The organism is Microbacterium sp. CnD16-F, assembly GCF_024124465.1.
Taxonomy (GTDB): domain Bacteria; phylum Actinomycetota; class Actinomycetes; order Actinomycetales; family Microbacteriaceae; genus Microbacterium; species Microbacterium gawkjiense.
Genome location: NZ_JAMXSA010000005.1, coordinates 1 through 17,948, shown reverse-complemented (window position 1 = coordinate 17,948; position 17,948 = coordinate 1). Strand labels below are relative to the sequence as shown.

General features: G+C 70.6%; 15 protein-coding genes. 10 read left to right on the top strand and 5 right to left on the bottom strand.

What is annotated here, in order from left to right:
- Positions 1 to 152: 152 nt before the first annotated feature.
- The 3 genes from NH287_RS02415 to NH287_RS02405 all read left to right on the top strand — a co-directional run bounded on the left by NH287_RS02415 (position 153) and on the right by NH287_RS02405 (position 1,961).
- Positions 153 to 641 carry an FHA domain-containing protein gene (locus NH287_RS02415; RefSeq protein ID WP_253034336.1) on the top strand — a complete coding sequence of 163 codons (489 nt, stop codon included), beginning with the start codon at positions 153 to 155 and terminating at the stop codon, positions 639 to 641.
- Between the two features lie 44 nt (positions 642 to 685).
- Complete coding sequence (locus tag NH287_RS02410; RefSeq protein ID WP_064002361.1) at positions 686 to 1,318, top strand: MerR family transcriptional regulator; 633 nt, start codon at positions 686 to 688, stop codon at positions 1,316 to 1,318.
- A 97-nt stretch (positions 1,319 to 1,415) separates the two neighbouring features.
- Positions 1,416 to 1,961 carry a MerR family transcriptional regulator gene (locus NH287_RS02405; RefSeq protein ID WP_253034335.1) on the top strand — a complete coding sequence of 182 codons (546 nt, stop codon included), beginning with the start codon at positions 1,416 to 1,418 and terminating at the stop codon, positions 1,959 to 1,961.
- 58 nt (positions 1,962 to 2,019) lie between these two features.
- On the opposite strand, the gene NH287_RS02400 is transcribed toward NH287_RS02405, so the two are convergent.
- Positions 2,020 to 2,832, bottom strand: a complete 813-nt coding sequence (locus NH287_RS02400; protein ID WP_064002359.1) for a ParA family protein — start codon at positions 2,830 to 2,832, stop codon at positions 2,020 to 2,022.
- A gap of 96 nt (positions 2,833 to 2,928) precedes the next feature.
- Between NH287_RS02400 and NH287_RS02395 the strand changes: the two genes are divergently transcribed.
- Genes NH287_RS02395 through NH287_RS02385 form a run of 3 tightly spaced genes read left to right on the top strand, consistent with a single transcriptional unit; the run spans position 2,929 to position 8,293 of the window.
- Positions 2,929 to 6,336 (top strand): pyruvate carboxylase, encoded by a 3,408-nt coding sequence (locus tag NH287_RS02395; RefSeq protein ID WP_253034334.1) that lies wholly within the window; start codon positions 2,929 to 2,931, stop codon positions 6,334 to 6,336.
- Between the two features lie 53 nt (positions 6,337 to 6,389).
- Complete coding sequence (locus NH287_RS02390; RefSeq protein ID WP_253034398.1) at positions 6,390 to 7,805, top strand: MinD/ParA family protein; 1,416 nt, start codon at positions 6,390 to 6,392, stop codon at positions 7,803 to 7,805.
- Positions 7,805 to 8,293, top strand: a complete 489-nt coding sequence (locus NH287_RS02385; protein ID WP_253034333.1) for a peptide deformylase — start codon at positions 7,805 to 7,807, stop codon at positions 8,291 to 8,293. The genes NH287_RS02390 and NH287_RS02385 overlap by 1 nt, the downstream gene beginning before the upstream one ends.
- A gap of 60 nt (positions 8,294 to 8,353) precedes the next feature.
- On the opposite strand, the gene NH287_RS02380 is transcribed toward NH287_RS02385, so the two are convergent.
- Entirely contained in the window at positions 8,354 to 10,189 is a 1,836-nt protein-coding gene (locus NH287_RS02380; protein ID WP_253034332.1) for a long-chain fatty acid--CoA ligase, read from the bottom strand.
- Positions 10,190 to 10,333: 144 nt separating this feature from the next.
- On the opposite strand from NH287_RS02380, the gene NH287_RS02375 reads away from it, so the two are divergent.
- From NH287_RS02375 to NH287_RS02365, 3 genes are all read left to right on the top strand, one after another.
- The gene (locus NH287_RS02375; protein ID WP_253034331.1) at positions 10,334 to 11,269 is read left to right on the top strand and encodes an ROK family glucokinase; all 936 of its coding nucleotides are present in this window, start codon (positions 10,334 to 10,336) and stop codon (positions 11,267 to 11,269) included.
- A 1-nt stretch (position 11,270) separates the two neighbouring features.
- A complete protein-coding gene (locus tag NH287_RS02370) occupies positions 11,271 to 11,960 on the top strand; it encodes a 1-acyl-sn-glycerol-3-phosphate acyltransferase (protein ID WP_064002354.1) in 690 nt (229 codons plus the stop codon).
- 71 nt (positions 11,961 to 12,031) lie between these two features.
- Complete coding sequence (locus NH287_RS02365) at positions 12,032 to 13,360, top strand: class II 3-deoxy-7-phosphoheptulonate synthase (RefSeq protein ID WP_064002353.1); 1,329 nt, start codon at positions 12,032 to 12,034, stop codon at positions 13,358 to 13,360.
- Positions 13,361 to 13,432: 72 nt separating this feature from the next.
- On the opposite strand, the gene pknB is transcribed toward NH287_RS02365, so the two are convergent.
- Both pknB and NH287_RS02355 read right to left on the bottom strand, forming a co-directional pair.
- Positions 13,433 to 15,391 carry a Stk1 family PASTA domain-containing Ser/Thr kinase gene (pknB, locus tag NH287_RS02360; RefSeq protein ID WP_253034330.1) on the bottom strand — a complete coding sequence of 653 codons (1,959 nt, stop codon included), beginning with the start codon at positions 15,389 to 15,391 and terminating at the stop codon, positions 13,433 to 13,435.
- A gap of 72 nt (positions 15,392 to 15,463) precedes the next feature.
- Entirely contained in the window at positions 15,464 to 16,663 is a 1,200-nt protein-coding gene (locus NH287_RS02355; RefSeq protein ID WP_253034329.1) for a LysM peptidoglycan-binding domain-containing protein, read from the bottom strand.
- 155 nt (positions 16,664 to 16,818) lie between these two features.
- On the opposite strand from NH287_RS02355, the gene NH287_RS02350 reads away from it, so the two are divergent.
- On the top strand, positions 16,819 to 17,145 hold the full coding sequence (locus tag NH287_RS02350; protein ID WP_253034397.1) for an Rv2175c family DNA-binding protein: 327 nt from the start codon (positions 16,819 to 16,821) through the stop codon (positions 17,143 to 17,145).
- A gap of 33 nt (positions 17,146 to 17,178) precedes the next feature.
- Here NH287_RS02350 and NH287_RS02345 read toward each other — a convergent pair.
- Positions 17,179 to 17,948: polyprenyl synthetase family protein (locus NH287_RS02345; RefSeq protein WP_253034328.1), on the bottom strand; the 770-nt coding region annotated here is incomplete at its 5' end.

Genomic DNA, 17,948 nt, shown 5'->3' with positions numbered 1-17,948 from the left:
TGGACGTCGACATGGTGGCGACGCTAATCGAACGCATGCCGCCGCTCCCCGGCCCTGTCGTCTGCGCCACGGGCCCGCTACCATGTCGCCTCGGCGTGGACCCGGCCACCGTGAGCGGGAGCGATCGGTTACTGTGGGAGAAGGAGGACATCGTGGACGAGAATCAGCGACCGGGCGGCGACATCCATCGGGGTGCCGAGACGTCGGCGCACCCGCGTCTTGTGGATTCGACGCAGACGTTCGGGCACGACTCGGACCTCTCCTTCGTGCCCTTCGGCACCGAGTTGACGGCCGCCGAGGTCGAGGCGATCAACGCCCTCCCGGCGCGTGCCGCGCTCCTCATCGTCCGGTCCGGGCCGACGGCGGGTGCGCGGTACCTGCTCGACACCGATGTGACGACCGTGGGCCGCCACCCCGAGGCCGACATCTTCTTCGACGATGTGACCGTCTCCCGGCGTCACGCGGAAATCACCCGCACGGGCGCCACGTTCGAGTTGATCGACCAGCGCTCGCTCAACGGCACCTACGTCAACGGCGAGCGTGTCGACCGCGCGACCCTCACCGACGGGGCCGAGGTGCGCGTCGGCAAGTTCCGCCTCAACTTCTTCGTCGCTCCGGCAGAGCGGGCGATCGGCGCGTGAGCCCGGCCGCCGCCACCCGGGGACGAGCTGCGTCCTCGGGGTCCTTGAGCATCGGCCAGGTCCTCGCCCGTTTGAGCCCGGAGTTCCCCGCCCTCACCGCGAGCAAGCTCCGCTTCCTCGAGGTGCAGGGGATCGTCACGCCCGTCCGCACCGAGTCCGGGTACCGCAAGTTCTCCGCCGCCGACGTGGAGCGGCTGCGCACGGCCCTGAGCATGCAGCGTGATTTCGGCATCCCGTTGGCCCGGATCCGCGAGTACCTCGAGGAGCACGGCGACGATGTGGCGCCCGTCCCGCCGGCATCCATCGTCCAGACCTCGCGTCGCTACCGTCGTGACGAGCTCCTCAGCACCGCCGGCGCCTCGGCGACGCTGCTGAACGAAGCGGTGTCCGCCGGTCTCATCGCGCCCTCCGACTCGTTCGACGAGCGTGCGCTCGGCGTGCTCCGTTCCCTCGTCGCGCTCGACGCGCACGGGATCCAGCCCCGCCACATCCGCACCATCCGGCAGAGCGCCGAGCGCGAGGTGTCGCTGATCGAGAGCGCCATCGCCCCGCTGCTGCGCCGCGCGGATGCCGGTTCCCGAGCGAAGGCCAACGAGATCGCACCCGAACTGGCCCGTCGGCTGGAAGAGATCCGACAGGTGTTCGTCGCCGCAGCGCTCGATCGTCTGACCCCGTGACCGTCCGCGACACGCCGGACGCGACGAGTCGGATGTCGTTGCCGGAGGCACCTCGGTCCTCTAGCGTGGAATCACCGATCACCCGCAGGAGGCCCCGATGACCGCGCACGATGCGCTGGGCGAGCAGAAGTTCTCGACCGAACTCCTGTTCACTGACGGCCTCCCCGAGATGGACGACGAAGTCGGTTACCGCGGAGCCCAGGCGGCACGCGCTGCCGGCATCACCTACCGGCAGCTCGACTACTGGGCCCGTACCGAGCTCGTCGAGCCCACGGTCCGCGGCGCGAACGGTTCGGGATCGCAGCGGCTCTACGGGTTCCGCGACATCCTCGTTCTGAAGCTCGTGAAGCGGCTCCTCGACACGGGGATCTCGCTCCAGCAGATCCGCATCGCCGTCGATCAGCTGCGCGCGGCGGGTATCCGCGATCTTGCGGGGACGACCCTCATGAGCGACGGTGCGTCGGTGTACCTCTGCACCTCCAACGACGAGGTCATCGACCTCGTCAGCCGCGGGCAGGGCGTCTTCGGCATCGCCGTCGGCAAGGTCCTCCGCGAGGTCGAGACCACCCTGGTCGACTTCGAGGCCCAGCAGCCGGAACAGGTCGACGAGCTGGCTGCTCGTCGGGCCGCGCGCTCCGCCTGACGCACGCCGCATTCCCGCACGCGCGGAGGATGCTCTCGCGCGTCCGGGTGCCGGACGGTCAGGCGGGGGAGGCGGCGCCCGAGACGGGGATGCGACCCGTGCGGACGATCCGGTCGAGCAGCGAGTCGAAGTCGGCGGCGAGTTCCTGCGCGGAGTCGCCGGGCCAGATGTGCAGCGGCTTCGCCGCACCCTGCGCCTGCTGCAGGGAGGTGCGCTCGGGGAGCTGGGGGGTCAGCACGAGCGGCCCGAACATGTCGCGCAGTTCCTTGATGCGGAACTGGTGCTCGATGGACTGCGGGCGGACGCGGTTGACGACGATGCCGAGGGGCTGCAGGCGGGGGGACAGGCCGCGGCGGATCTCCTCGATCGCGCGGAGCGCACGGTCCGCTGCCGCGACGGAGAAGAGGCCCGGCTCGGTCACGACGACGACGCGGTCGGATGCCGCCCACGCGGTGCGCGTGAGGGCGTTCAGCGATGGCGCGCAGTCGATGAGCACCAGGTCGTAGTCGGCCTCGATGGTCGCGAGGGCCTCCTCGAGCTTCCACACGTCGCGGACGCTCGGGTGCGGACCGTCGAAGTTGATCGCGGAGGGGCTGCCGATCATGACGTCGATCGTGCCGGGGTGCACTTTCGCCCAGCCGCTCGAGGTGATGGCCTGACGGACCACCTTCTCCTTGGGGTTGGCGAGGACGTCGGCGACGTTGAGCCGACCCGCCACCTGGATGTCCATGCCCGTCGACACGTCGGACTGCGGGTCCAGGTCGACGACAAGGGTCCGCACCCCGCGCGCGAACGCCGCGGAGGCGAGGCCCAGGGTCACGGTCGTCTTGCCGACGCCACCTTTGAGGGAGCTGACGGAGAGTACGTGCACAAGCGACCACGTTACCGTCCCCTAGGCTGTGAGGGTACTCAGCCCGTACCTCGGCGGCCCCGACGGAGTGGCCCCGCACCCAGTGAGGTGAAGAGCATGTTTCGCAAGATTCTGGTCGCCAATCGCGGAGAGATCGCCATCCGCGCATTCCGCGCCGCGTATGAGCTCGGGGCGCGGACGGTCGCCGTCTTCCCGTATGAAGACCGCTACTCGCTGCACCGGCTGAAAGCCGACGAGGCGTACCAGATCGGCGAGGTGGGCCACCCCGTCCGCGCGTACCTCGACGTCGACGAGATCATCCGCGTTGCGCTCGAGAGCGGCGCCGATGCGATCTACCCGGGCTACGGATTCCTGTCGGAGAATCCCGAGCTGTCCGCGAAGGCCGCCGACCATGGGATCGCCTTCATCGGTCCGTCCTCGACGGTGCTCGAGATGGCCGGCAACAAGGTCACCGCCAAGCAGCATGCGATCGCCGCGGGTGTGCCGGTGCTGCGTTCGACGGAGGCGTCGGACGACATCGACGCCTTGGTCGCGCAGGCATCCGATATCGGCTTCCCGATCTTCGTGAAGGCCGTCGCCGGCGGCGGCGGTCGCGGGATGCGGCGGGTCGAGCACCCCGACGCCCTCCCGCCCGCGCTGTCGGAGGCGATGCGCGAGGCGGGGAGCGCGTTCGGGGATCCGCGTGTCTTCCTCGAGCAGGCCGTGCAGCGGCCGCGTCACGTCGAGGTGCAGATCCTCGCGGATGCGGCGGGGAACACGGTCCACCTGTTCGAGCGCGACTGCTCGGTGCAGCGTCGCCACCAGAAGGTGGTCGAGATCGCACCCGCGCCGGGCCTCTCGGACGAGATCCGCCGCGACCTCTACGCGTACGCCGTCGCGTTCGCGAAGTCCATCTCGTACGTGAACGCGGGAACCGTCGAGTTCCTCCTGGAGACCGCCGGTTCCCGTGCGGGCGAGGTCGTGTTCATCGAGATGAACCCCCGCATCCAGGTCGAGCACACCGTCACCGAAGAGGTCACCGACGTCGACCTCGTGCAGTCGCAGATGCGCATCGCCGCGGGCGCGACCCTCGAGGACCTGGGCCTGCGCCAGGAGCAGATCCACCTGCGCGGCGCTGCCCTGCAGTGCCGCATCACGACGGAGGATCCCGCGCACGGCTTCCGCCCCGACACCGGCAAGATCACGACCTACCGCTCGCCGGGCGGTGCCGGCATCCGTCTGGACGGCGGGACGACCGCGGCCGGCTCGCAGATCAGCCCGCACTTCGACTCCATGCTGGCCAAACTGACGTGCCGGGGGCGCGACTTCGAGGCCGCGGTCGTCCGCTCCCGTCGCGCGCTGGCGGAGTTCCGCATCCGCGGTGTGTCGACGAACATCCCGTTCCTGCAGCGGGTGCTCGACGACCCGGCCTTCGCCGCCGGCGACCTGAGCACGGCGTTCATCGACGAGCGGCCCGAGCTCGTGCAGGGGCGTGAGTCGAAGGACCGCGGCTCGAAGATCGTGTCCTGGCTCGCGGACGTCACGGTCAACCGCCCGAACGGCGACAGCCCGGTCCACACCGACCCCGCCGCGAAGCTGCCGGCCGTCGACCTGAATGCAGCGCCTGCCCCCGGGTCGCGGCAGCGTCTGCGCGAGCTCGGCCCGAAGGGCTTCGCCGAGGCGCTCCGCGCGCAGGACGGACTCGCCGTCACGGAGACGACCTTCCGCGACGCACACCAGTCCCTGCTCGCGACCCGCGTGCGCACGAAGGACCTCGTCCGCGTCGCCCCGCACGTCGCCCGGCTCACCCCGCAGCTGCTGTCGGTCGAGGCGTGGGGAGGTGCGACCTACGACGTCGCCCTCCGCTTCCTCGGCGAGGACCCGTGGGAGCGTCTCGACGCCCTCCGCTCCGCCCTGCCGAACGTCGCGATCCAGATGCTGCTGCGCGGTCGCAACACGGTCGGCTACACGCCGTACCCGACGAAGGTCACGGATGCGTTCGTCGCGGAGGCCGCGGCATCCGGTGTCGACATCTTCCGCATCTTCGACGCGCTCAACGACGTCAGTCAGATGCGGCCCGCGATCGAGGCGGTCCTCGCCACCGACACCGCCGTCGCCGAGGCGGCGATCTGCTACACCGGCAACCTCCTCGACCCCGCCGAGGACCTGTACACGCTCGACTACTACCTGCGCCTCGCGGAGCAGGTCGTAGATGCCGGCGCCCACATCCTCGCGATCAAGGACATGGCGGGGCTGCTGCGTCCGGCTGCCGCGGCGCGGCTCGTGTCGGCCCTCCGGGAGCGCTTCGACCTGCCGGTCCACGTGCACACCCACGACACGGCCGGCGGTCAGCTGGCGACCCTCCTCGCGGCCAGTGCGGCCGGAGCGGATGCCGTCGACGCGGCCGCCGCGCCGATGTCGGGCACGACGAGCCAGCCCTCGCTGTCGGCGCTGGTCGCCGCGCTGGCGGACACGGAGCGCGACACCGGACTCGACCTGCAGGCGGTCTCGGACCTCGAGCCGTACTGGGAGGCGGTCCGCAACCTCTACGCACCGTTCGAGTCGGGTCTGCCCGGCCCCACCGGGCGCGTCTACCATCACGAGATCCCCGGCGGCCAGCTCTCGAACCTGCGTCAGCAGGCGATCGCCCTCGGGCTGTCGGAGGACTTCGAGCTCATCGAGGACATGTACGCCGCGGCCAACCGGATCCTCGGCCGGGTCCCGAAGGTCACGCCCTCGTCGAAGGTCGTGGGCGACCTCGCCCTGCACCTCGCGGCCGTGAAGGCCGACCCGGCTGACTTCGAAGCGAACCCGGAGAAGTACGACGTGCCGGACTCGGTCGTCGGCTTCATGGCCGGCGAGCTCGGCGACCTGCCCGGCGGCTGGCCGGAGCCCTTCCGGTCGAAGGTGCTCGCGGGACGCTCCGTGAAGGTGGGCGTGACCGACATCTCCGCAGAGGATGCCGCGGCTCTCGACGCGGACTCGGCGACGCGACGCGAGAAGCTCAACCGGCTGCTCTTCCCCGCTCCGACGAAGGCGTTCCACGAGGTCCGTGACACGTTCGGCGACCTCAGCGTCCTCGACACCATCGACTACCTGTACGGGATGAAGCCGGGCCAGGAGCACGTGGTCGAGATCGAGCGGGGCGTGCAGCTCTACGTCGGTCTCGAGGCGATCGGCGAAGTCGATGACAAGGGGATGCGGACGGTCATGGCGACCCTGAACGGTCAGCTGCGGCCGGTCACCGTCCGCGATCGCTCGGTCGCCGTCGAGGCCCGCCAGGCCGAGAAGGCCGACACGTCGAAGCCGGGTCAGGTCGCCGCACCGTTCTCGGGTGTCGTCACCGTGAAGGCCGACGAGGGTGCGAAGGTGCGCGCGGGGGAGCCCGTGGCATCCATCGAGGCGATGAAGATGGAGGCGGCCATCACCGCCCCCGTCGACGGCGTCGTCGAGCGCATCGTCATCGCCCCCACCGCGCAGGTGGAGGCGGGTGACCTTTTGCTCGTGGTCCGTCCCGCGGACTAACCTGGTGCGTCGGGCTTTCCGAGGCCCCAGATCCACCAGGAGTGACCCCCGTGATGCGTGAGCGCGACAACGAGATGTCCGAGGACGTCGACAACGGTGTGCTCGAGCGCACCGACAACCTCGAGACGACCGGCATCGGCATCGTCGACGGGACGACGGCCCAGATCGACCTGACGCTCCCGGCGCTCGCGGACGATGACGACGACTACGTCGACGACGACGACATCGCCCCGGTCGGGAATGACGAGGCCGAGCGGACCTCGGACGACGGCCACGACGAGGCATCCGTCGTCTCCGCATCCCGGAGCGAGGGCGAGACTCCTGCGCCGACAGCCGACACTCAGGGCGACATCGTCGACGCGGAGGTCGTCCCGGCGACGGTCCCGCCGGTGACGGGGGTGACCCGGCGTGCGATCCACCATCCCGCGGGAGCCGACAAGCACGCCCTCGAGCGTGTGCGCGGGGTCCGCGTCGACGAGGAACCCCTGCAGTCCCGCCGTCTCGACCAGCTCTCGGCCGACCGCGAGAGCCCGGACCTGCTCACCGCCGATCGGCTCATCGACCGGTCCCGCGTCGCCGCGCCCGAGCCCGAAGGCGCCTGGCAGCGTCTCGTCTACGCCGCGAGCTTCCGTCGGGTCCTCCTCGCGGAGAGCCCGAAGGTCCGCGCACGCAAGGAGCTCGACCGCCGCATCACCGCGCCGCTCACCGGCGGAGCGAAGTTCGTGCCCGTGCTCTCGCGCAAGGGCGGCGTCGGGAAGACGAGTGTCACCACTCTGCTCGGGATGGCCCTCGCCGACGCGCGCGAGGACCGCATCATCGCCGTCGACGCGAACCCCGACCGCGGCACCCTCGCCGAGCGGATCGAGCGCACGAGCGGCAAGACCGTGCGCGACCTCGTCCGTGCGCGCGCCGACGTGACCGGGTTCAACGACCTCTCCGGGATCGTCGCGCGGGACGAGACGCGCCTCGACATCCTGGCCTCCGATGCCGACCCGCACCTGTCCGAGGCGTTCAGCGACCGCGATTACCACGACGTCGCCGCCATCGCCGCCCACTACTACTCGATCGTCCTCACCGACAGCGGCACCGGCATCGTGCACTCCGTCATGGACGCGACCCTCGAGCTCGCCGACCAGATCCTCATCGTCGCCGGACGCAGCGTCGACGAGGCCAAGCTGGCCTCCGAGACGCTGTCGTGGCTCGAGACGAACGGGTACGGCGAGCTCGCCCGCAACGCGGTGGTCGTGCTCAACACCTCCCGGCCGGGGGCGAGCCTCATCAAGCCGAGCGAGCTCGAATCCCACTTCCGCAGCCGCGTGCGCGCGGTCGTGACCATTCCGTACGACGCGCACATCGCGACCGGCGGTCCGATCTCGTTCCGCGAGCTGGCCGGCGCGACGCGCCTCGCCGCCCGCGAGCTGGCGGCCGTCGTCGTCGAGGGGCTGCGCGCGGCGGGAACGGTGCGCTGATGGCGGTCCGTCCCATCCGCCTGTTCGGCGACCCCGTCCTGCGGTCGGTGTGCGCCCCCATCGAGGACATCGACGAGGGCGTCGTCAGCCTGGTGTCGGACTTGGTCGACTCCGTCGCCGAACCGGGTCGTGCCGGCGTCGCGGCGCCGCAGATCGGCGTCGGCGTCCGCGCCTTCAGCTACAACGTCGACGGCGTCATCGGGTACATCCTGAACCCCACCCTCGAGGTCGCGGGCGATCCGGTGCCGACGGGGGAGGGATGCCTCTCGGTCCCCGGTCTCTGGCACGACGCCCTCCGCCACCCCTGGGCGCGAGTCACCGGCATCGACCTGCACGGTGACGAGCTCGTCATCGAGGGGGAGGGGCTGCTCGCACAGGCGCTGCAGCACGAATGTGACCACCTCGACGGGATGCTGTACCTCGACCGCCTGCCGAAGGACGTCCGGCGCCAGGCGATGCGCGAAGTGCGCGAGTCCGACTGGTTCTGACGCGCACATGACGAAGGGCCCCGGATCGCCGGGGCCCTTCGTCATGTGAGGGGGTGCGGGTCAGTTCCCGAGGGAGATGTTCGTGGTGGACACGTTCGCCTGATACAGCTCCTCGATGTCGCCGGCGAAGTCCGCGAGGATCACGTTCCGCTTGATGCTCATCTTCGGCGTCAGGTGACCGGATGCCTCGGTCCACTCGGTGTCGAGGATCACGAACTTGCGGATCGACTCCGCGCGCGAGACCGCCTTGTTGGCGCGGTCCACCGCGGACTGCACCTCGGCGAGCACCTTCGGATGCGTGATCACCTGCGACATGGGCATGTCGGCGGCGAGTCCGTTGTTGGACATCCAGGTCGGCAGCATCTCGCGGTCGAGCGTGACGAGGGCGCCGATGAACGGCTTCTGGTCGCCCACGACGACCACCTGCCCGACGATGGGGTTCGCGCGGATGGGGTCCTCGAGGACGGCGGGGGCGACGTTCTTACCGCCGGCCGTCACGATGATCTCCTTCTTGCGTCCCGTGATGGTGAGGTAGCCCTCGGAGTCGAAGGTCCCGATGTCGCCCGTGCGGAACCAGCCGTCGTGGAAGGCCTCCGCGGTCGCCTCGGGGTTGCGCCAGTACTCCTTGAAGACGTTGATGCCGCGGACCTCGATCTCGCCGTCCTCGCCCAGCCGGACGCCGACGCCGGGTAGCGCGGGGCCCACCGTGCCGATCTTGGACTTCGTGGCGAGGTTCACGGTCGCCGGCGCGGTGGTCTCGGTGAGCCCGTAGCCTTCGAGGATCTGCACGCCGAGGCTGTGGAAGAAGTGACCGAGACGCGGCCCGAGCGGCGCCGATCCCGAGACGGCGTGCGTCACACGCCCGCCCATCGCGGTGCGCAGCTTGCTGTAGACGAGGCGGTCGAAGAGCGCGAACTTGATCTTCATCCCGAGCGGGATCTTCTCGCCGTCCTGCAGGCGGCGGGAGTGCTCGACGGCGACGGCGGCCGCGGCCCGGAAGATCTTGCCCTTGCCGCCGGCCTCCGCCTTCTGCTCGGCCGAGTTGTAGACCTTCTCGAACACGCGTGGCACCGCGAGCAGATACGTCGGCTTGAACGAGCCGAGTCCGGCGAGCAGCTTCGTCGTGTCGGGCTCGTGGCCCGTCTTCACCCCGGCGTGGATGTTGAGGATCGAGATGAACCGTGCGAACACGTGCGCGAGGGGGAGGAAGAGGAGGGTCGCGGCCCCGGGCTGCTCGACGACCTCGTGGAGCGCCTTGGCGGAGTTGCGGGAGAGCTCGACGAAGTTCTTGTGGGTGAGGACGCAGCCCTTGGGTCGGCCGGTCGACCCCGACGTGTAGATGAGGGTCGCGATGTCGTCGGCGTTGGCCAGTGAGCGGCGGCGCTCGATCTCGTCGTCGGTGATCTCGGTGCCCCGTGCGCGCAGGCTGTCGAGGTCCCCGGTGCCCATCGTCCACACCTCGCGCACGAGCGGGACCTCCGAGCGGATCTCGGCGACACGCTCGGCGTGGGTCGCGTTCTCGACCACCATCGCGACGGCGCCCGAGTCGGTGAGGATCCAGTTGATCTGCGACGCGGAGCTGGTCTCGTAGACCGGCACCATGACGGCTCCTGCGAAGAAGAGCGCGAAGTCGACGAGGGTCCAGTCGTAGGTCGTCCGTGCGAGGAAGGCGACCTTGTCGCCGGGCTGGATGCCGCTGGCCGCGAATCCCTTCGCGAGCGCGATCACTTCGCGGTGGAACTCCGCTGCGGTGACGTCTCGCCATCCGTCCCCGTCCGGGACCGCGAACAGGGCCAGCGACGGCGTCGCCTTCACCCGCTCGACGAGGATGTCCGAGGTGTTCGAGGTCGGGTCGGCGGGCACAACGGCGGGGACGTCGAATTGTACGGCGCTCATGGGCGGCAACTCCTTCGGTACCGGGTGGCGGCAGGTGCGACCGAGTCTAGGCCATCGTGATCCTCGATCCCACGGCCGCGGCGGCCCGTCGCGCCCCGTTAGACTCACGGATGCCGTGCGCCCGCACGCGCGGAGGGGAGTGGTGTGCTCAACGTCGGCATCGACATCGGTGGGACCAAGATCGCCGGAGGCATCGTCGACCCGGAGGGCACGATCGTCGACCGGCGCCGTGTCCCCACCCCGGCCGATCCCCACGCGCTGGCGGACGCCGTCGCCGCCATGGTGGACGACCTCGTCACCGACCGGGTGGTGCACGCCGTGGGCGTGGCCGCGGCCGGCTTCATCGATGCGAGCCGGTCCGTCATCCTGCACGCCCCCAACATCGACTGGACCGACGAGCCGCTCCGCGACGAGCTGGAGCGACGCATCGGACGTCCCGTCACCCTCGAGAACGACGCCAACGCGGCCGGGTGGGGCGAGTTCCGCTTCGGTGCCGGTCGGGACGTCCGCGACATGGTGATGATCACCCTGGGCACGGGAGTGGGCGGCGCCGCGATCATCGACGGCGAGCTGCTCGTCGGTGGCAACGGCATCGGCGGCGAGCTCGGCCACATCCGCTTCGAGCGCGGCGGCCGCCCCTGCGGCTGCGGTCAGAGCGGATGCCTCGAGCAGTACGCCTCGGGGCGCGCCCTGCAGCGCGAAGCGGCGGACATCGCGGCATCCGGCGCCCTCGGCGCGGGCCTCGCCGCCGCGCGGACCGCCGACGGGATCGTGCCGGCAGCGGCCATGGAGCGCCTCATCGCGGACGGCGACGCCGGCGCCCTCGAGGCGGTTCACCGCGTCGCGACGGCCCTCGGTGAGGCGTGCGGCGGCTTCCAGGCCGTCCTCGACCCGGCCCTGTTCGTCATCGGCGGCGGTGTCGCCGACCTGGGGGAGCGGCTCCTCCACCCGGTGCGCGAGGCTTACGCGACGGCGCTGCCGGGCTACGGCGAGCGGCCGGTCGCATCCTTCGCCATCGCCACCCTCGGCAACGACGCCGGCCTGATCGGCGTCGCCGACCTCGCGGGAGGCCGGGTCTGAGATGGTCTACTGGGTCCTGAAGTACCTCATCATCGGACCGATCGTGAAGGCGATCTTCCGTCCGTGGATCGTGGGTCGGAGCAACATCCCGGCGACCGGGGCCGCCATCATCGCCAGCAACCACCTGTCGGTCAGCGACTCGATCTTCCTGCCGCTGATGATCGACAGGCCGATGTCCTTCCTCGCCAAGAGCGACTACTTCACGGGCAAGGGGCTGAAGGGCTGGGCCACGCGAGTGTTCATGCAGGGGACCGGCCAGATCCCGATTGACCGCACGGGCGGCAAGGCCTCCGAGGCATCCCTGAACACCGGACTTCAGGTGCTCGGTCGCGGCGACCTGCTCGGGATCTACCCCGAGGGCACCCGCAGCCCCGACGGCAAGCTGTACCGCGGTCGCACGGGCCTCGCGCGGATGGCGCTGACGGCGCGCGTCCCGGTGATCCCGGTCGTCATGATCGGCACCGACGACGTCATGCCGATCGGCCGGTCGATCCCGCGGGTCGGCCGGGTGGGCATGGTCATCGGCGAGCCCCTCGACTTCAGCCGCTTCCACGGCATGGAGTCCGACCGCTTCGTCCTGCGCTCGGTGACTGACGAGATCATGGTGGCCCTCCAGCGCATGGGGGAGCAGGAGTACGAGGACGTCTACGCCTCCACGGTGAAGCACCGGCGCCCGGCATCCGCTTCCTGAGCTCTCGCTGCGCCGTCGCGGCCCCCCGTCACACGGCCGGGGGCGCCGTCCGCCGCCGCTAGAATTGGCGGATGCCCACTCCTCTCGACCACTGGCGCTCGCTCCCGATCAAGCAGCAGCCGTTGTGGCCCGACGCGGATGCGGTCGCCGCCGTCTCCGCCGAGATCGCGACCCTTCCGCCCCTCGTCTTCGCCGGCGAGGTCGACAACCTCCGCGCCCGCCTGGCGAACGCCGCCGCGGGCCAGGCTTTCCTGCTGCAGGGCGGCGACTGCGCCGAGACCTTCGCGGGTGCCACGGCACAGCAGATCCGCAACCGCATCAAGACGGTCCTGCAGATGGCGGTCGTCCTCACCTACGGCGCATCGATGCCGGTCGTGAAGATGGGGCGCATGGCGGGTCAGTTCGCCAAGCCGCGCTCGAGCGACACCGAGACGCGCGGCGACGTCACCCTGCCCGCATACCGCGGCGACATCGTCAACGGCTACGACTTCACCGAGGCCTCGCGCACCGCCGACCCGCAGCGGCTCCTGAAGGGGTACCACACCGCGGCGTCGACGCTGAATCTCATCCGCGCCTTCACGCAGGGCGGGTTCGCGGACCTCCGCGAGGTGCACAGCTGGAATCAGGGCTTCGCGAAGAACCCCGCGAACCAGCGTTACGAGCGTCTCGCGGGCGAGATCGACCGGGCCATCAAGTTCATGGAGGCCGCGGGGGCGAACTTCGACGAGCTGCGCGGCGTGGAGTTCTACACCGGTCACGAGGGTCTGCTGATGGACTACGAGCACCCGATGACGCGCATCGACTCGCGCACGGACACGCCGTACAACACGTCGGCGCACTTCCTGTGGATCGGGGAGCGCACCCGCGACCTCGACGGCGCCCACGTCGACTACTTCTCGAAGATCCGCAACCCCATCGGCGTCAAGCTCGGACCGAGCACGTCGCCCGAGACCGCCTTGGCCCTCATCGACAAGCTCGACCCCGAGCGCGAGCCGGGGCGGCTCACCTTCATCACGCGGATGGGCGCCGGCAAGATCCGCGACGCCCTCCCGCCGCTGCTGGAGGCGGTGAAGGATGCCGGTGCCACGCCGCTCTGGGTGACCGACCCGATGCACGGCAACGGGATCACGACGCCGACCGGCTACAAGACGCGTCGCTTCGACGACGTCGTCGACGAGGTCCGCGGCTTCTTCGAGGCGCATCGCGCGGTCGGTACGTTCCCGGGCGGCATCCACGTCGAGCTCACGGGCGACGACGTGACCGAGTGCCTGGGCGGTTCCGAGATGATCGACGAGGCGACCCTCGCGACGCGTTACGAGTCGCTGTGCGACCCGCGCCTGAACCACATGCAGTCGCTCGAGCTCGCCTTCCTCGTCGCCGAGGAGCTCGGCAACCGCTGACGAGGCGACACGAGGGGCCGGCGGTGATCGACCGCCGGGCCCTCGTCGTTGGCGAAGAACGGATGCCGGGGATCAGCCGAAGGGCTGGAATTGCGGTGTGAGGCTGACGGTCGTCCCGGGGCGCTGCAGCGTCCCGCCGTCCGGCGTCATGGCCTGCACCCGGTAGACGTCCCAGTAGCGTCCGCCGAGCGGGAGCTCGAGGTCCTCGATGTTCGGGTTGACCTCGAATCCGGCCGACTGCAACCGGTCGACGGCGGTGCGCACCGTCTCGCCGACGACGTTGGGCACCTCGACGGGGCGCGGGCCGTCGGAGACGACCAGCGTCAGCTTCTCGCCCTGCTGCCAGGAGCCGCCGCCGGGTCGATCGGCGACGCGGATGACGAGGTCGTCGGCGACGTCGTTGCTGTACTCGCGGGTCTCCTCGACCTCCATCCCCACGTCTCGGAGGGTCTTCGCGGCCTCGTCCGCCGGCGTTCCGGCGACGTCGGGGAGCGGGCCGAGCGAGACGCGGAGTTCCGCCGTCGAGCCCTGAAGGACCGAGCAGCCCTCGGTGCATTCGACCGGATCCGGCGTTCCCGCCTGAGTGACGTAGACGCGAACGACCCGGTCCGCGGCGAAGCTCGTGAAGTAGTTCTTGGTCTCGGCGACCGTGATGTTGTTCTCCGCCAGGAGCGACTCGGCCTCGGCGCGCGCCCGATCCTGCAGGGCCGGCAACTCGGCGGTGGCGGGACCGGCGGAGATCTGCACCGTCACCGGGGAGTCGCGGTCGACGAACTCGCCGGTGCCGGGGTCCGTCCCGATCGCCTCCCCGGCGGGGACCTCCAGGCTGTGGACGTCACTGCGGCGGGCGACGAGGGTGTTCTCGGCCAGCAGGTCCTCGGCGTCGTCGAAACTCATCCCGACCACCGTCGGGACGGCGACGAGTGAACCGGGACCGCTGCCGAACCACCATCCGGCCAGGCCGGCACCGGCGGCCAGCACGAGGACCACGGCGAGCAGCCAACCGCCCTTGACCGCGTTGCGGTGCGTGCGTCGCCGCAGGCGGGTGGCGTTGTCGACCTCCGTCGTGACGCTCGGTGCCGTGAACGTGCCGGGCATGACGCGGGTCACCTCGTCGGAGTCGAGCGAGTCGTCGACGACGACCTTCGTCCCGGTGGGGGTGGAGCGCACCACCTGCGGGAACACGCCCAGCTGCTTCTCGATCTCGCGCAGGCGGTCGAGCATCTCGCGCGCGTCGTTCGGACGGTCCTCGGGCGAGCGCTCGGTGGCCCACAGCACGAGCTCATCGAGCTGCTCCGGCACGGCGGGGTTCTTCACGCTCGGGCGCGGAACCGAGTGGGTCGCGTGCTGGTAGGCGATCTGCATCGGCTGCTCGCCCTTGTAGGGCTGTTCGCCCGCGAGCATCTCGTAAAGCATGATGCCGAGCGCGTAGATGTCGCTGCGGGCGTCCGCCGTCCCCCGCGTCACCAGCTCGGGCGCCAAGTAGGCGATCGTCCCGAGCAGCATCTGTCCGGTGGCGGTGTTCGCACTCGACGCGCGGGCAAGGCCGAAATCGCCGATCTTGATCCGGCCGTCCTCGGCGAGCAGGACGTTCTCGGGTTTCACGTCGCGGTGCACGATCCCCGCGCGGTGCGCCGCCGAGAGACCCGACAGGATCGCATCCATGATCGTGATCGTCTGAGGAAGCGTGAGGCGCCTCTGCTCGCGCAGCAGCTCGCGCAGCGTGATCCCGGGGAGGTACTCCATGACGAGATAGGCCATCTCGCCGTCCTGGCCCTGATCGAAGACGTTGACGACGTGGGGGTCGGCGAGCCGCGCGGCCGACCGTGCTTCCTGGATGAAGCGGTTCTGGAAGACGGTGTCGTCGGAGAGGTGGCCGTGCATCACCTTGAGCGCGACGCGCCGCTCGAGCCTCAGGTCCGTCGCGACGTACACGGTGGCCATGCCGCCTCGGGCGATGCGCCCGCGGACCCGGTACCGGCTGTCGACCAGGCGGCCGATCAGCGGGTCGGTCTGCGGGGTGGCGTTCACGTCAGAAGTCTACGGAGCGGACCCTGCGAGCCCGGGTAACGCCTCACCCCCGGAGCCGGTCGGCCGACGAAATCACCCGTACGTCTCGAGCCAGCGGTACGCCTGCGCCTCCCAGGGTCCGTACCGTTCGGGGTAGGCGGAGATCTGCACGGCCTGGGCCGCGTCGCCGAAGGCCATGTCCTCCCACCCCTCGATGTCGAGCAGGCCGCGGGTCCGGTCGCCGTTGGGGTCCGCGGAGCCGCCGTAGAACGCCGCCGCGGACCGTCGCGGGTCGCGGATCTCGGCCACCGAGCCCCAGCCCGCGCTCGGGCGCTGCTGGAAGAGGCCGACCGAGTCGCGGTCGCCGCCGTCGAGGTTGCGGATCCAGGACTCCACCATCGCCGTGGCCAGGGCGATCGCGATGCCGTCGCGCGAGACGCCGCGCTCGCGTCCGACCGCGATGATCGTCTTGACGTTGGCGATCTGCTCGGCGTCCAGGGCGACGGAAGCCGCGCCACTCGAGGCGGGGGAGGGCGCCGCGGCGGTCGGGATGCGGAGCTTCTGTCCCGGATAGATGATCGAGCCCTCGTCCAGGCCGTTGGCGGCGAGCAGGCGCCCGAGGCTGACACCGCTGCGCTGCGCGATCGCCCAGAGCGTCTCGCCCGCGGACACCTCGTGCACGGGGCCGGCCTTCTCGGGTCGGGGTGCGCTGGGGCGGGAGGCGGCGGCAGGAGTGGCGGCCACCGACCTGATCGTCAGCTTCTGCCCCGGGTGGATCATCGTCGACGATCCCAGTCCGTTGGCCCGAGCGAGGGCGGCGACGCCCATGCCGTGGCGGGTGGCGATGGACCAGAGGGTGTCGCCCCGCTTCACCGTGTAGGTGGATGCCGGAGCCGCCGCTGCCGGTGTGCGCCCGGCATCCCGCCCCGAGCTCTTCGGACCGAGACGGAGGACGTCACCGGGTCGGATGATCGACCGCCAGCCCAGGCCGTTCCAGGCCAGGACGTCGGCGGTGCGCACGCCGTTCGCCGCGGCGATGGCGCTGACCGTGTCGCCCCGGGCGACGACGTGGGTCTTCACGGCCTTCCGCGCCGCCGGGCTGCCGACGACGGTGGCCGCGGTGGCGGACTCGGTCGCGGATCTGGCCGCGACGGGTTCCGGGGTGTTCCGCCGGTGCTCCTCGGCCTGTGCCGCGTCCATCGGCAGGAGCGACATCGAGAGTGCTATCGAGCCGATGACGGCAGGGCTGCGCTTGTCGCGCAGGGCGGTGGACAGGAGGTCGTTACGGCGCACAGGTGTTCCTTCGTTCGGTCCCAGCTCGTCGATCCCCCCGCAGAACCGTGTCACGGCCGTGTTGCTGGTGTCAATGGATGAGGTGCGTGTGACTGGTGTGATGAACGCCGCGTCGGCGCGGATGCGATAGTGGAGGGGTGAGTTCTGACGCGACCGTGTCCACTGATTGGCTGAGTCTTCCCGAGCTGGTCGAGCTGACCGGCGAACCCCTCGGACGCGTGCGCCGGATGCTCGACGAGCACCAGCTGATCGCGTCGCGGCGATTCGGGGCGCCCCGGGTCCCCTCCGTCTTCCTCGTGGACGGATCTCCGATCTCCGCACTCCGGGGGACGATCATCGTCCTGCAGGATGCGGGGTTCTCGGACGACGAGGCGATCGACTGGCTGCTGGCGCCCGAGGACTCGATCGGCGTCGCTCCGATCGATGCCCTCCGACAGGGCCGCAAGAGCGAAGTCCGTCGCGTCGCGCAGTCCTTGGCCTGACCCCGCGGGGTCCGACGCCGGGGCGGTCGTCGCTCAGGCGGTGCGAACGGTCGCCGCGCGCGCCAGGTCGCGGAGTTCGCTGACGGCTGCGTGACCCAGGCGTGCGCCGCGGAGGGCGCGGTCGGCCTCGGCCGCCCATTCCGCGATCCGATCCTCGACGCGCGCGAGCGCACCGGTGTCGACGATCGTCTGCTGCAGGTGCGACACCTGTTCGGGCGTCAGGTCCCGGTCGCCGATCAGCTCGTCGAAGACGGCGAGGGCCCCTGGTGCCAGCGCGGCCCGGGTGTAGGCGACGAGGAGCGTCCGTTTGCCTTCGCGCAGGTCGTCTCCCACGGGCTTGCCCGTGACGGTCGTGTCGCCGAAGACGCCGAGAACGTCGTCCCGCAACTGGAAGGCGAGGCCGACGGGGTGACCGAACGCGGCGAGGGCGGCGTACTGGTCGTCGTCCGCGCCTGCGAGCACCGCGCCGAGCTGGAGAGGATGCTGCACGCTGTAGCGCGCGGACTTCAGCGACGCCACGCGCAGGGCGCGGTCGGGGTGCGTGTCGACGGGCGCGACGACGTGAACCGACTCCTCGGCGATGTCGAGGAACTGACCGACGGTGACCTCCCGGCGCATGCGGGCGAACTCGGCGCGCGCGCGGGCGGCGGCGCTCGGTTCGGCGGCCAGCAGGCCCTCTTCGAGGAGGTCGTCGCTCCACGCCACCAGGAGGTCGCCCAGGAGGATGGCCGCCGACGTGCCGAAGCCCGCCGCGTCGCCCGCCCAGCGGCCTGCGCGGTGCGCCGCCTCCCACGCGCGTTGGG

Excerpts from the sequence above, each read along its gene's own strand:
- NH287_RS02405 (WP_253034335.1), top strand. The coding sequence starts at position 1,416 with ATGACCGCGCACGATGCGCTGGGCGAGCAGAAGTTCTCGACCGAACTC.
- NH287_RS02395 (WP_253034334.1), top strand. The coding sequence starts at position 2,929 with ATGTTTCGCAAGATTCTGGTCGCCAATCGCGGAGAGATCGCCATCCGC.
- NH287_RS02390 (WP_253034398.1), top strand. The coding sequence starts at position 6,390 with ATGCGTGAGCGCGACAACGAGATGTCCGAGGACGTCGACAACGGTGTG.
- NH287_RS02385 (WP_253034333.1), top strand. The coding sequence starts at position 7,805 with ATGGCGGTCCGTCCCATCCGCCTGTTCGGCGACCCCGTCCTGCGGTCG.
- NH287_RS02380 (WP_253034332.1), bottom strand. The coding sequence starts at position 10,189 with ATGAGCGCCGTACAATTCGACGTCCCCGCCGTTGTGCCCGCCGACCCG.
- NH287_RS02370 (WP_064002354.1), top strand. The coding sequence starts at position 11,271 with ATGGTCTACTGGGTCCTGAAGTACCTCATCATCGGACCGATCGTGAAG.
- NH287_RS02365 (WP_064002353.1), top strand. The coding sequence starts at position 12,032 with ATGCCCACTCCTCTCGACCACTGGCGCTCGCTCCCGATCAAGCAGCAG.